We start from the raw sequence: 12,687 nt of genomic DNA on the forward strand, positions 1-12,687 counted from the left end.
GGCAGACGGTGCGGGCACAGGCGCAGGCGGCCGGCTGGAACGAGCCGCTGCCGCACGGTTCGATCGGCGAGAACCTGACGCTCGCCGGCATGCTCGAGGACCAGGCGTGGATCGGCGACGTGCTGCGCTTTCCCGATTGCGAACTCGCGGTCAGCGAGCCGCGCTTCCCGTGCTTCAAGTTCAATGCGGCGATGGGGTTCAACCAGGCCGCGAAGATGATGGCGTCGAGCGCCTGGTGCGGCTTCTACCTGTCGGTGCGCTCGCCCGGCACGTTGCGCGCCGGGCAGGCCTTCGAGCTGGTGCCGGGGCCGCGCGAGGTCGGCATCCCGGAGTTGTTCCGCGCCCGCATGAAGAAGGCCTGAAAGGGCTCAGGCCTTCGACGCCGACCAGCGGAACATCGGCGACGCGAGCAGCACCACCGCGGCCATCCGCGTGACGTGGAAGGCCGTCACCACCGGCACGCCCAGCTCCAGCACCTTGGCCGTCAGGCACATCTCGGCGATGCCGCCCGGCGAGGTGCCGAGCAGCACGGTGGCCGGGTGCAGGCCGCTGAACTGCGCGACGCCGAGCGCAAAGCCCGCTGACAGCGCGATCATCACCAGCGTGCCCGCCCCCACGCTCAGCAGCCAGCGCGGCGCGGTGTGCAGGAAGGCCGGCGTGAAGCGCGTGCCGAGCGCGACGCCGATGAAGAGCTGGCCGAGGTTGGTCATCCACTTCGGCACGGCTGACAGCTCGACGCCGGTGGCGGTGAGCCCGAACGCGACGAACAGCGGGCCCAGCACCCACGGGTTCGAGACGCCGCGCCAGCGCAGGAAGGCGCCGCCGGCGGCCGTCATCGCGATCAGTTGCAGCAGCCCGTGCCACTCGACGACCTGCGGGCCGGGCAGTGTCGGGTCGAGCCCGTGCAGCCCGGCGAACTGGAAGCCGAACGGGATCGTCAGCACGACCAGCAGGATGCGCAGCGAATGGGCGCTCGCGACCAGGTCCATGCGCCCGCCGTAGCGCTCGGCGAGCACCGCCATCTCGGAGGCGCCGCCGATCGCGCTCGCGAAGAACAGCGTCGGCCGGTCGAGCGCCATCGCGGCGTTGGCGCGCGCGAGGTAGACGCCGAAGCCGGCGCCGAGCAGCAGCGCCCACGCGATGCCGGCCAGGATCACCGCCCAGTGGCTGGCGACGATGCCCACCACCTGCGGCGTGAAGTACAGCCCGAGCACGGTGCCGATGGCCCACTGGCCGGCGTTGCGCAGCGGCGTGGCGGCGGCGAGCGGCAGGCCGGTCATGCAGCCGATCGCGGTCGCGACCAGCGGGCCGATCATCCACGGCAGCGGGGTGTGCAGCAGCAGGCACAGGCCGGCGGCCGCGGCGCCGGCGAGGAGGGTCAGGGCAAGGCGGGCCGGGCGCCGCGCGAGGAATTCAGGCACCCGGCGATGCTAGCCGCCCGGGCCGTCAGCGTGCTTTCAGAAGCCTTCGAGCACGACCTTGCCGCGCGCCTTGCCGCTTTCGATGAAGGCATGGGCGCGCTTCAGGTTGGCAGCGTTGATCGTGCCGAAGTGCTCGCCCAGCGTGCTGCGCAGCTGGCCGGCATCGATCAACCGCGCCACCTCGTCGAGCAGCTCGTGCTGCTTGTGCATGTCGGCGGTCTGCATCATCGGCCGCGTGAACATCAGCTCCCAGTGCAGCGACAGGCTCTTGCGCTTCATCGCCATCACGTCGAGCGGCTCGTGGAAGTCGTCGATCAGCGCCAGCTTGCCTTGCGGCGCGAGCGCCTCGACGATCTGCTTGTAATACGTCGGTGTGTGCGTGAGCCCGGCCACCGCGGTGACCTGCGGCACGCCGGCCGCCTGCAGTTGCGGCAGCAGCGGCTGGTGGTGGTCGATCACGTGGTGCGCGCCCAACTCGCGCAGCCAGGCCTGCGTCTCAGGGCGCGATGCGGTACCGATCACCGTCAGCTTCGTCAGCCGGCGCGCCAGTTGCGTGAGGATGGAGCCGACGCCACCGGCCGCGCCGATGATCAGCAGCGCGCCTTCGGTGTCGGCGGTGGCACCGAGGCGATCGAACAGCAGCTCCCAGGCAGTGATCGCGGTCAGCGGCAGCGCGGCCGCCTGCGCGACCGGGATCGACGTGGGCGCGTGGCCCACGATGCGCTCGTCCACCAACTGCAGCTCGGCATTGCTGCCCGGCCGCGTGATGTCGCCGGCGTACCAGACGCGATCGCCCGGCTTGAACAGCGTGACCTTCTCGCCCACCGCTTCGACGGTGCCGACGGCATCCCAGCCGATCACCTTCAGCTGCCCCTCGGCGGGCGGGCTGCCGGCGCGGATCTTCACGTCGACCGGGTTCACCGACACCGCCTGCACGCGCACCAGCAGGTCGCGGCCGGCGGCGGCGGGTTCGGGCAGCGTCACGTCGAGCAGCGATTCGGCATCGGTGATCGGCAAGGGACGGCGGTAGGCAACGGCTTTCATCGGGCGGCTCCGGAAGGGAAGTGTTCGGTCCGGGCACTGTAGGCAGCTTGGCTGGAATTGATAATCCGGTCTCGCGAACTATCACCTTCAAACCAGATTTGAAGCCGGCCGGGATCGAGACGGCGGCGACGACAATACGGGGCTGCCCGTTTTCCAGAAAGCCGCCCATGCTCGCCTACCGCCACGCCTTCCACGCCGGCAACCATGCCGACGTGCTCAAGCACACCGTGCTCGGCATGGTGCTGCGCTACATGAACCAGAAAGAGAAGCCGTACCGCCTGGTCGATACCCACGCCGGCGCCGGTGGCTACTCGCTCGAAGGCCAGTACGCGACGAAGAAGGGCGAGTTCGAGCAGGGCATCGCGCGGCTGTGGGGTCGCGACGACCTGCCCGGTCCGGTGGCCGACTACGTGGCCGCGGTGCGCCAGTTCAACCCCGACGGCAAGCTGCGCCAGTACCCCGGCTCGCCGGCCTTCGCGCAGATGCTGCTGCGCGCGCAGGACCAGCTGCGCCTCTTCGAGCTGCACAACACCGACCACCGCATCCTCGCGTCCTTCCTCGGCGAGACGAAGAACGTCGAGATCTTCAACGCCGACGGCTTCGACGGGCTGAAGGGCCAGGTGCCGCCGTCGAGCCGGCGCGCGGCCATCCTGATGGACCCGAGCTACGAAGGCCACGGCGACTACGGCCGCGTGATCGCGTCGCTGCGCGAGGCGCTGCTGCGCTTCGCCGAAGGCGTCTACATGGTCTGGTACCCGCAGGTGCAGAAGCTCGAAGCCGCGCAGCTGCCGCGCCGCCTCGAGGGCCTCGCGCCCAAGGGCTGGCTGCACGTGCGCCTGACGGTGCAGGTGCCCGATTCGCAGGGCTTCGGCCTGGCCGGCAGCGGCATGTTCATCCTGAACCCGCCGTACACGCTGCACGACGAGCTGCTCGCCGTGCTGCCGTACCTGGTCGACGTGCTGGGACAGTACGACGACGCGAACTACCTGCTCGAGCAGAAGACGGCTTGAACCGCGCGGCCTGAACTTCGCGGCGCAAGTTAAGTTGCAACTGAGGTTGCAAGCGGTTTCAGCCGAGTTTCACGAAACGCTCGGTAGATTCCCTGACGGACGCCTTTTTGCTGCAGTGCCGTAGCTGCACTGCCGCAATCCGCGCCAGGGCGCGCGGCTGCTCATGCCGCGCCGTGTCATGTGATGTTTTTCACAGTCTTCGACGGGCCGCTTCGGGCTTGTCATCGCCTTAACGATTGGTAAACGTCTTCTTGCAAGCGCTTTCAGCCGTGGCTATGCTCGCGCCGCGTTCGCTCGCTCCGCTGATGCGCACGACATACCCACAAGAGGAGACAAGCCATGATCCGTTCTTCCCGCGCTGCCCTGCATGGGCTCGCCTGGGCCGTTGCGCTCACGCTGGGCGCCTGCGGCGGAGGCGATTCCAACGACAGCCCGCCGCCGCCTCCCGTGAGCACCGACATCCCGACCACCCCGCTGCAGGACTGGCCCGCGATCAAGAGCGCGGTGGCCCGTGACGCCGGCATCGAGGCGCAGGTGGACGCGCTGCTCGCCAAGATGAGCCTGGAGGAGAAGGTCGGCCAGATGACGCAGGTCGAGATCCAGGGGGTGACGCCGGACGACATCAAGACCTACCACCTGGGCTCGGTGCTGAACGGCGGTGGATCCTTCCCGGGCCAGCACAAGGATGCACCGGTCGCCGACTGGCTGGCGCTGGCCGATACGCTGTGGGCCGCGTCGAAGGACCCGGCCAATGCGAACCCGATCCCGCTGATCTGGGGCACGGACGCGGTGCACGGCCACAACAACGTGAAGGGCGCGACGCTCTTCCCGCACAACATCGGGCTGGGCGCGACGCGCGACCCCGACCTGCTGCGCCGCATCGGCGAGGTGACCGCGCGCGAAGTGGCGCACACCGGCATCGACTGGGCCTTCGGCCCGACGCTCGCCGTCGTGCGCGACGACCGTTGGGGCCGCACCTACGAGGGCTACTCGGAAGACCCGTTGGTCGTGCAGTCGTACGGGGGCGCGGTGATCCAGGGCCTGCAGGGCACGCTCGCGAAGGACGCGAAGGCCAACGAGAAGGTGGTCGCCACGGCCAAGCACTTCCTGGGCGACGGCGGCACCACCGACGGCAAGGACCAGGGCATCACCGCGGTCACCGAGGCCGACCTGATCAACATCCACGGCCGCGGCTACTACACCGCGCTGCAGGCGGGTGCGCAATCGGTGATGGCCTCGTTCAGCAGCTGGAAGGACGCCTCGAAGGGCGACACCGCGCGCGCCGACAAGATGCACGGCCACAAGTACCTGCTGACCGACGTGCTGAAGACGAAGATGGGCTTCGACGGCTTCGTCGTCTCGGACTGGAACGGCCTCGGCCAGGTCAACGCGACCAACAGCGATTCGACGCGCGCCTGCACCAACGCCGACTGCCCGCAGGCCATCAACGCCGGCATCGACATGGTGATGGTGCCGTACGTCGACGACTGGAAGGCGTTCATCGCCAACACGATCGCGAGCGTGAAGAGCGGCGAGATCCCGCAGGCGCGCATCGACGATGCGGTGCGCCGCATCCTGCGCGTCAAGCTGCGCGCCGGCCTGTTCGACAAGCCGAAGCCGTCGGCACGCAACGCGAGCAGCGAGGTCGGCACCGCCGAGAACCGCGCGGTGGCGCGCGAGGCGGTGCGCAAATCGCTGGTGCTGCTGAAGAACAACGGCGCCACGCTGCCGCTGGCGCGCAGCGCCAGGGTGCTGGTGGCCGGCAAGAGCGCCGACAGTTTGTCGAACCAGAGCGGCGGCTGGTCGCTCACCTGGCAGGGCACCGACAACGTCAATGCCGATTTCGGCGGCGGCACCACGCTGTGGGCGGCGATCCAGAAGATCGCGCCGAACGCGGTGATCGACACCAGCACCACCGGCGCGCTGGGCAGCGCCGACTACGACGCGGCGATCGTCGTGATCGGCGAGACGCCGTATGCCGAAGGCGTCGGCGACATCGGCAAGACCAAGACGCTGGAGCACGCGAAGCTGCACCCGGAAGACGTCGCGCTGATCGATGCGCTGAAGACCAAGGGCGTCAAGAAGATCATCACGGTGCTGTACTCGGGCCGCCCGCTGTACGTGAACCGCGAGCTCAACCGCTCGGATGCGTTCGTCGCCGCGTGGCTGCCGGGCACCGAGGGTGACGGCCTGACCGACGTGCTGTTCAAGAAGGACGACGGGGCCGTCAATGCCGACTTCAGCGGCAAGCTGTCGTACTCGTGGCCGAAGGCGGCCTGCCAGGTCGCGCTGAACCATGGCGATGCTGGCTACGACCCGCTGTATGCCTTCGGCTACGGCCTGAGCTATGCCGCGCCGGGGGCCGACCAAGTGGCGCTCGACGAGGCCACCGTGGCGCAGGGCTGCGGCGTGCCGGCGGGCGGCGGCGGCACCACCGACCAGACGCTGGCGGTGTTCGACGGCGCGAACCAGAGCGGCTTCTCGCTGCGCATCGGCGCACCGTCGAGCTGGAGCGTGCTGGTGGGGCTGTCGTCGGCGACGACCACGTCGACGCCGCAGGGCGAGATCAGTGCGGTGCCGGTCGACGACAAGGACGGCAAGCAGTGGGCGGCGATCAAGGCGAAGTGGAACGGCGCGGCCGGCCAGCTCTACATGCAGAGCACCAACGACGCCGACAAGCAGGACCTGCAGTCGTACCTGAACTCGAAGGGTTCGCTGGTGTTCGATGCGCGCGTCAGCGTGGCGCCGAGCGCGGCGGTGAAGATGCGGGTGGACTGCGGCTACCCGTGCATGGGCGAGATCGACGCGACGAACACCTTCGGCGCGCTGCCGGTCAATACCTGGACGGAACTCGCGATCCCGCTGCAGTGCTTTGCCGACCAGGGCACCGACTTCACCGCGGTGAACACGCCGTTCCTGCTGTACAGCAGCGGCGGGCAGTTCGARGTGTCGGTGGCCAATATCCGCTGGGATCCGAAGAACACCGGCAACGTGCCGTGCGCGGGCGGGCCGGCGGTGAACGTGATCGCGGTCAGCGACGACAAGGACCTGTACGTCAATGGCATCAGCGATGCGGCGGCGTTGGCGCCGGCGGGTGCGTGGTCGTACGGCACGGGCAGCGTGACGCTGACGAACGACCTGGTCGACGGCACCGACAAGCTGATCGACGTGGTGTTCAACGGCGTGACCGACGGGGCCGGCAACGGCGGCATCTTCCTGTCGGTGCCGGACAACACGCTGATCGACGCGTCGGCGATCGCGGCGACGGGCGGCGTGCAGTTCGAGATCCGGGTGCTCGACTACGGCAACAGCACGCAGGACTTCTGGACCAAGATGGTCTGCGACCGCAAGAGCGAGACCTGCCGCACCGGCGACCTGAAGGACAAGGTCGGCCACCCGGCGCTCAACACCTGGCAGACGGTGAAGATCCCGTTCAGCTCGCCGGACTACGTGGCGAACGGGTTCGATGCTTCGAAGATCACGTCGCCGCTGGAGATGCTGCCGGCGTGGGACGACCAGAAGGGAACCATCCATTTCCAGATCCGCAACCTGCGGATCGTGAAGAACCTCTGAGCGGGGTTCTCGATTGCGGCGGTCGCGCGGGCCTTGGCGGTCAGCGCGTGACCCTTCAGGGGCGCAACGCGAGTTGCGCCCTTTTTTTGTTCGCTGCATCTGCACGGCAAAGGCGCGTGCAGGTTCGCTGACGGTGGCACCATGTGGTCTTCGAGAAAACGACAACAACAGGCCGGGAGGCGAATGCGACATCCCTTCACTTTGCTGATCGCATCGGTGCTGACGATGGGATCCATCGGCATCGCGACTGCGGCGCCCGTCGACGGGTGCTACGTGCTGCCGCACTCCATCGCCTATCGCGGTGATGCGCCTACTGCCCCGGATGAAGTCATTCCCGTGCTGGACCATTTCGGGGTGCGACAGGACTCCGAATCCACATACGAATTCGACCTGCTCGTCGTCGGCGACCAAGGTCACGTGTGCCAAGCCACCGGTCGCCTGGAGATCGTCAAGAAGGGGAGCCGTGAAATCCTCCGCCGGGTGCCAGACGAAGATGACGAAGCGATGCGGGTGAGAGGGGCGTCGCTCTGCAAGTTGATTGCCGAGGTCAAGCCGAAGACCATCGTCATCCAGGCGAACAGCCCGTGCGACGACCTGTTTGCGTGCGGCGCAGGCATGGGCATCGGTGAGCGTTCCTTTCGACGCAGCAGTGCTGTGCCGGCGAAACCGAGACCGCCTTGCTTTCAGAAGTGAAGGCCGGAACAGGTGCCGCGCACAAATGCCAAGAGCTGATTCATTGCTGAGTGCGTGATCCCTCTTTCGTCCGATCACCTCACGCTACAGTGAAGTTCATGGCCTCCCTTCATGAAACCATCGACTTCGTCGGCGAATCCGATCTGCCCAAGAACTGGCAGGACGACGTCTTCAGGTACTGCACGTTCACGGGTCTCGATGTCGAAGGCGCTGCGTTCGAGGGCATCCTGAACGGCTGCAGGGTGAATGACTCCTCGTGGTACTGGGGGCTGTTCAACACGACGACCTTCGTTCGCGTTGAATTCAACGGATGCGTCTTCCGCGGCTCGGGCTTCGCCGGGTGCCTCTTCGCCGAATGCCGGTTCGTCAACTGCAAGTTCCTGAGGGACAACCTGAGTGCAGGCTGCACGTTCGACGGGTGCAGGTGGTACGACTGCGAGCAGACCGAGTGCGAGGGGCTGTCTCGTCAATTTGCGGCCGAATCGAAGAGGCGCACGCATTGATGCTCGCTCTCACCGTTCATATCACTCGATACGTCGACGATCACTTCCCGGGGTTCGTCGAATGCACATTCCAGGACGCCGAAGGCAAGACTCACGTCTTCGTTGAAAAGGTGCCCGTTGTCAGCCGGGAAGCGCTTGATGTCACGAGCATCTACCCAGCGATCGGGGCGATGCATTGCGAGAACGAGTTGGCCTGGATGGATGAAGCGGGGCGAAGACTGGTGCGAATCAACACCGACCACCCCTGGCACATCGAGTCAATGGCTGGAGAGAGCCGGTTCGTCGTGCTTGCGTCGCAGCTCGCGGACTGAGTTGGCGATGGTCGGTGGCAACATCCGACCTCACGAAACCAGCTGGCAAAACGTCGGGCGCCCCATGAGGAAAATCTGGTACCTGTGCATGACGATCGGCTTCCTGTGGCTGATGGCCATCCAGCTCTACTACACGCTCGGCATCGACTTCCGGCTGGTGATGAAGGCGCAGCACCGAAACCCTCCGCGCGAGGACCGCGGCTGTCTGAAATGTGAGTCGTATGAGGGCGCTCTTGCCGCCGCGGGACTGGCACACGATCTCGCACCGAATGTCATCTGGCCTGCCGTGCTTCTGCTGGCAGGCGGCTGCGGTGCCGCACGCAACAGCCGGAGGACGACCCCGACACCGCCAGGCGATGATTCATCGGCCGGACCGTCGAGCGAGAACGCCGAACAAGAGTCTGGAATGCGTCAGCCATGAAGAAGTCGATCGCTGCCTGTGCAACGGCCATCGTTCTGGCCGCAGGACTGCTCGGATGCAATGTCGATATCCCACCGATCTCGGCGGCGACTCGCACGACCTACGTCGCGGGCACGCCGGGGCCGCGCGAGCAGTTGACGAGCGCACAACGCCAGGCGCTGGGCAAGTGGCTCACGGAGCATCGCGCCGACTGGTCACGCACCGTGGCGACGCATTCGCCTCGAATGGTGATCGAGATGGAGCATGAAGGCGGAACGACATCGCTGAACCTCTGGCCGCGATGGCTCATCGCTTCCGGCCCGTTCGGGCAGTATCAGCGCGCGCTTGCTGAAGACGAGGCGCGTACGCTGGCTGCTATCCTCGATCCGGACGACGCCGTGTTCAATGGCGCTCCGGATAGCAGCAACTGACCGTCAACCCCACCATCGGATGCGTGGCACACCGCCTTCCCTGCTGAGCACCGCGCTCGCAAGCGTGGTGGTGGTCGTCGCCTTCGTGGCGGTGGTGTATTTGATGGTCAAACGCGCTCGCGACCCCCGCACGGTACCGCGAGATCCTGTTGATCGCCGACTGCTGCCGCTGCTCAAGAACCCATCGCGTCGAGAGAAGCTGCTCTTCGTCATCGGCCTCCTGGTCGCCGCGGCCGCGCCATGGCTCACGTACGTGCTCGAACGATAGAGTCTTCGTCAGGAAGCGGAGGCACGGACGAAAACGTCCGTGCCTCCGAAGCAAAGCCCGCGTCAGCGAACCTTGCCCGCCTTCCACGCATTCAGCAGCGTGTCATACGCGATCGTCTCGCCCTTCGGCTTCTCGTTCGCCAGCTTCTTCCACGGCGCGCCCTTGTCGCTCAGCCACTTGTTCGGGTCGCCCTTCGGATTCAGCTTCGGTGCGCAGCGTGCCATCCCGGCGCGCTCCAGCCGGCCCATCACCTGGTCCATCTCCTCGGCCAGGTTGTCCATCGCCTGCTGCGGCGTCTTCTCGCCCGTCACCGCCACCGCCACGTTCTTCCACCACAGCTGCGCGAGCTTCGGGTAGTCGGGCACGTTGGTGCCGGTCGGCGTCCAGGCCACGCGCGCCGGGCTGCGGTAGAACTCCACCAGCCCGCCGAGCTTCGGCGCCAGGTCCGTCATCGCCTTCGACTGGATGTCGCTCTCGCGGATCGGCGTCAGCCCGGTGATCGTCTTCTTCAGCGAGGTCGTCTTCGCCGTCACGAACTGCGCATACAGCCACGCCGCCGCCGTGCGGTTCGCGTCATGCGCCTCGAAGAAGGTCCACGAACCCACGTCCTGGTAGCCGTTCTGCATGCCCTGCTTCCAGTACGGGCCGTTCGGGCCAGGGGCCATGCGCCACTTCGGCGTGCCGTCGGCATTCACCACCGGCAGGCCCGGCTTGGTCATGTCGGCGGTGAACGCGGTGTACCAGAAGATCTGCTGCGCGATCTGCCCCTGCGCCGGCACCGGGCCGGCTTCGCCGAAGGTCATGCCGGTGGCTTCCTTCGGGGCGTACTTCTTCATCCAGTCGACGTACTTCGTCAGCGCATACACGGCCGCCGGCGAGTTGGTCGCACCGCCGCGCGAGACGCTGGCCCCCTGCGGCGTGCAGCCGTCGGCCGACGCGCGAATGCCCCACTCGTCCACCGGCATGCCGTTCGGGATGCCGATGTCGGCGGTGCCGGCCATCGACAGCCACGCATCGGTGAAGCGCCAGCCCAGCGACGGATCCTTCTTGCCGTAGTCCATGTGGCCGTAGATCGGCTTGCCGTCGATCRTCTTCACGTCTTCGCTGAAGAACGCGGCGATGTCCTCGTACGCGCTCCAGTTCAGCGGCACGCCCAGGTCATAGCCGTACTTGGCCTTGAACTTCTCCTTCAGGTCCGGGCGCGCGAACAGGTCGGCGCGGAACCAGTACAGGTTCGCGAACTGCTGGTCGGGCAGCTGGTACAGCTTCTTGTCCGGCGCGGTCGTGAAGCTCGTGCCGATGAAGTCCTTGATGTCCAGACCCGGGTTCGTCCACTCCTTGCCCTTGCCCGACATGTAGTCGGTCAGGTTCATGATCTTGCCGTAGCGGTAGTGCGTGCCGATCAGGTCCGAGTCGGAGATCCAGCCGTCGTAGATGCTCTTGCCCGACTGCATCGAGGTCTGCAGCTTCTCGACCACGTCGCCTTCCTGGATCAGGTCGTGCTTCACCTTGATGCCGGTGATCTCMTCGAAGGCCTTGGCCAGCGTCTTCGATTCGTACTCGTGCGTCGTGATCGTCTCCGACACCACCGAGATCTCCTTCACGCCCTTGGCCTGCAGCTTCTTCGCGGCCTCGATGAACCACTTCATCTCGGCCATCTGCTGGTCCTTGTTCAGCGTCGACGGCTGGAACTCGGCATCGATCCATTTCTTCGCCTCGGCCTCGCCAGCCCAGGCGCTCTGGCCCAGTGCCAGCGCAACGGCGGCAAAGGCCACTGCATTCAAGCGCAACTTCATGTCTGTCTCCTCTGGTACTTCCCGGGGTACTCGCGACACGCCAGCGGGGAAGAATCGCCGGCGGCCTTTTCAAACTTCAGCTCGGTGGCTCAGCCCTTGCGCATGATCAGCGCCAGCACCGCCATCGAGACCGCGAAGCTGATCCAGATCGACGGCTCCTCCGCCAGCCCGAACCAGCCCACCATCTTTTCGCTGAACGCCACGAACGCGAGGTTCACGTACGCCGCGCTGAGCAGCCCGATGAAGAGCCGGTCGCCGCGCGTCGTCGCCATCGGCAGGAAGCCCTTGCGCACCGTCGTCGGCGACTTCAGCTCCCACACCGTCATGCCGGCCAGCATCAGCACGATGCAGCCGAAGAACACCGCCACCGGCAGGGTCCACGCCATCCAGTCGAACATCACACTCTCCCCATCGCAAAGCCCTTGGCGATGTAATGCCGCACGAACCAGATCACGATCGCGCCCGGCACGATGGTCAGCACGCCGGCCGCGGCCAGCACGCCCCAGTCCATGCCCGAGGCACTCACCGTGCGCGTCATCACTGCGACGATCGGCTTCGCGTTCACGCTGGTCAGCGTGCGCGCCATCAGCAGCTCGACCCAGCTGAACATGAAGCAGAAGAACGCCGCCACGCCCACGCCGGCCTTGATCAGCGGGATGTAGATCGTCAGGAAGAAACGCGGGAACGAGTAGCYGTCGATGTAGGCCGTCTCGTCGATCTCGCGCGGGATGCCGCTCATGAAGCCCTCGAGGATCCACACCGCCAGCGGCACGTTGAACAGCAGGTGCGCCAGCGCCACCGCGATGTGCGTGTCCATCAGCCCGAGCGTCGTGTACAGCTGGAAGAACGGCAGCAGGAACACCGCCGGCGGCGTCATGCGGTTGGTCAGCAGCCAGAAGAACACGTGCTTGTCGCCGAGGAAGCTGTAGCGCGAGAACGCATACGCCGCCGGCAGCGCCACCAGCAGCGAGATCACCGTGTTGATGGCCACGTAGATCATCGAGTTGATGTAGCCCGAGTACCAGGACTCGTCGGTGAAGATCGTGCGGTAGTGGTCGAACGTGAAATGCTGCGGCCACAGGCTGAACGAGGACAGGATCTCCTCGTTCGTCTTGAACGACATGTTCACCATCCAGTACACCGGCAGGATCGCGAACAGCAGGTACAGCAGCAGGAAGATCACCCGCTTCTTGAAACGGCGCTCATCCATGGGCGGCTCCCTCGGTCGTCGTCGCAT

14 protein-coding genes are annotated in these 12,687 nt (G+C 66.4%); 9 read left to right on the forward strand and 5 right to left on the reverse strand.

Going from position 1 to position 12,687, the window contains the following annotated elements; genetic code table 11:
* A partial coding sequence (locus AC1D12_RS11145) for an MOSC domain-containing protein (RefSeq protein WP_477840426.1) occupies positions 1-362 on the forward strand: 362 nt, incomplete at its 5' end.
* A gap of 6 nt (positions 363-368) precedes the next feature.
* On the opposite strand, the gene AC1D12_RS11150 is transcribed toward AC1D12_RS11145, so the two are convergent.
* Both AC1D12_RS11150 and AC1D12_RS11155 read right to left on the reverse strand, forming a co-directional pair.
* Positions 369-1,421: an AbrB family transcriptional regulator gene (locus tag AC1D12_RS11150; protein WP_477824666.1), complete on the reverse strand. Its 1,053-nt coding sequence runs from the start codon at positions 1,419-1,421 to the stop codon at positions 369-371.
* A 36-nt stretch (positions 1,422-1,457) separates the two neighbouring features.
* Positions 1,458-2,465 (reverse strand): zinc-binding alcohol dehydrogenase family protein, encoded by a 1,008-nt coding sequence (locus AC1D12_RS11155; protein ID WP_477824667.1) that lies wholly within the window; start codon positions 2,463-2,465, stop codon positions 1,458-1,460.
* Positions 2,466-2,632: 167 nt separating this feature from the next.
* On the opposite strand from AC1D12_RS11155, the gene AC1D12_RS11160 reads away from it, so the two are divergent.
* From AC1D12_RS11160 to AC1D12_RS11195, 8 genes are all read left to right on the forward strand, one after another.
* Positions 2,633-3,475 (forward strand): 23S rRNA (adenine(2030)-N(6))-methyltransferase RlmJ, encoded by an 843-nt coding sequence (locus AC1D12_RS11160; RefSeq protein ID WP_465110319.1) that lies wholly within the window; start codon positions 2,633-2,635, stop codon positions 3,473-3,475.
* Between the two features lie 339 nt (positions 3,476-3,814).
* Positions 3,815-7,048 (forward strand): glycoside hydrolase family 3 N-terminal domain-containing protein, encoded by a 3,234-nt coding sequence (locus AC1D12_RS11165; protein WP_477840427.1) that lies wholly within the window; start codon positions 3,815-3,817, stop codon positions 7,046-7,048.
* Positions 7,049-7,249: 201 nt separating this feature from the next.
* Positions 7,250-7,741: a hypothetical protein gene (locus AC1D12_RS11170; protein ID WP_477824669.1), complete on the forward strand. Its 492-nt coding sequence runs from the start codon at positions 7,250-7,252 to the stop codon at positions 7,739-7,741.
* A gap of 98 nt (positions 7,742-7,839) precedes the next feature.
* The gene (locus AC1D12_RS11175) at positions 7,840-8,244 is read left to right on the forward strand and encodes a pentapeptide repeat-containing protein (RefSeq protein WP_477840429.1); all 405 of its coding nucleotides are present in this window, start codon (positions 7,840-7,842) and stop codon (positions 8,242-8,244) included.
* Positions 8,244-8,555 carry a hypothetical protein gene (locus AC1D12_RS11180; protein ID WP_477824671.1) on the forward strand — a complete coding sequence of 104 codons (312 nt, stop codon included), beginning with the start codon at positions 8,244-8,246 and terminating at the stop codon, positions 8,553-8,555. Before AC1D12_RS11175 ends, AC1D12_RS11180 begins: the two co-directional genes overlap by 1 nt.
* Before the next feature lie 88 nt (positions 8,556-8,643).
* Positions 8,644-8,976 carry a hypothetical protein gene (locus AC1D12_RS11185; RefSeq protein ID WP_477824672.1) on the forward strand — a complete coding sequence of 111 codons (333 nt, stop codon included), beginning with the start codon at positions 8,644-8,646 and terminating at the stop codon, positions 8,974-8,976.
* Complete coding sequence (locus AC1D12_RS11190) at positions 8,973-9,386, forward strand: hypothetical protein (RefSeq protein WP_477824673.1); 414 nt, start codon at positions 8,973-8,975, stop codon at positions 9,384-9,386. The genes AC1D12_RS11185 and AC1D12_RS11190 overlap by 4 nt, the downstream gene beginning before the upstream one ends.
* Before the next feature lie 19 nt (positions 9,387-9,405).
* Positions 9,406-9,654 carry a hypothetical protein gene (locus AC1D12_RS11195; protein ID WP_477824674.1) on the forward strand — a complete coding sequence of 83 codons (249 nt, stop codon included), beginning with the start codon at positions 9,406-9,408 and terminating at the stop codon, positions 9,652-9,654.
* Between the two features lie 62 nt (positions 9,655-9,716).
* On the opposite strand, the gene AC1D12_RS11200 is transcribed toward AC1D12_RS11195, so the two are convergent.
* The 3 genes from AC1D12_RS11200 to AC1D12_RS11210 all read right to left on the reverse strand — a co-directional run bounded on the left by AC1D12_RS11200 (position 9,717) and on the right by AC1D12_RS11210 (position 12,660).
* The gene (locus tag AC1D12_RS11200) at positions 9,717-11,450 is read right to left on the reverse strand and encodes an ABC transporter substrate-binding protein (RefSeq protein WP_477840431.1); all 1,734 of its coding nucleotides are present in this window, start codon (positions 11,448-11,450) and stop codon (positions 9,717-9,719) included.
* A gap of 89 nt (positions 11,451-11,539) precedes the next feature.
* Positions 11,540-11,848, reverse strand: a complete 309-nt coding sequence (locus AC1D12_RS11205; RefSeq protein WP_477824676.1) for a DUF2160 domain-containing protein — start codon at positions 11,846-11,848, stop codon at positions 11,540-11,542.
* Positions 11,848-12,660, reverse strand: coding sequence for a carbohydrate ABC transporter permease (locus AC1D12_RS11210; protein ID WP_477840433.1), 813 nt, complete (start codon positions 12,658-12,660; stop codon positions 11,848-11,850). Before AC1D12_RS11210 ends, AC1D12_RS11205 begins: the two co-directional genes overlap by 1 nt.
* Between the last annotated feature and the right edge of the window lie 27 nt (positions 12,661-12,687).

Source organism: Rhizobacter sp. P1_G5, from assembly GCF_056405435.1.

Coding starts and splice junctions, on each gene's coding strand:
- AC1D12_RS11180 (WP_477824671.1), top strand. CDS start 8,244: ATGCTCGCTCTCACCGTTCATATCACTCGATACGTCGACGATCACTTC.
- AC1D12_RS11195 (WP_477824674.1), top strand. CDS start 9,406: ATGCGTGGCACACCGCCTTCCCTGCTGAGCACCGCGCTCGCAAGCGTG.
- AC1D12_RS11155 (WP_477824667.1), bottom strand. CDS start 2,465: ATGAAAGCCGTTGCCTACCGCCGTCCCTTGCCGATCACCGATGCCGAA.
- AC1D12_RS11205 (WP_477824676.1), bottom strand. CDS start 11,848: ATGTTCGACTGGATGGCGTGGACCCTGCCGGTGGCGGTGTTCTTCGGC.
- AC1D12_RS11175 (WP_477840429.1), top strand. CDS start 7,840: ATGGCCTCCCTTCATGAAACCATCGACTTCGTCGGCGAATCCGATCTG.
- AC1D12_RS11190 (WP_477824673.1), top strand. CDS start 8,973: ATGAAGAAGTCGATCGCTGCCTGTGCAACGGCCATCGTTCTGGCCGCA.
- AC1D12_RS11160 (WP_465110319.1), top strand. CDS start 2,633: ATGCTCGCCTACCGCCACGCCTTCCACGCCGGCAACCATGCCGACGTG.
- AC1D12_RS11185 (WP_477824672.1), top strand. CDS start 8,644: ATGACGATCGGCTTCCTGTGGCTGATGGCCATCCAGCTCTACTACACG.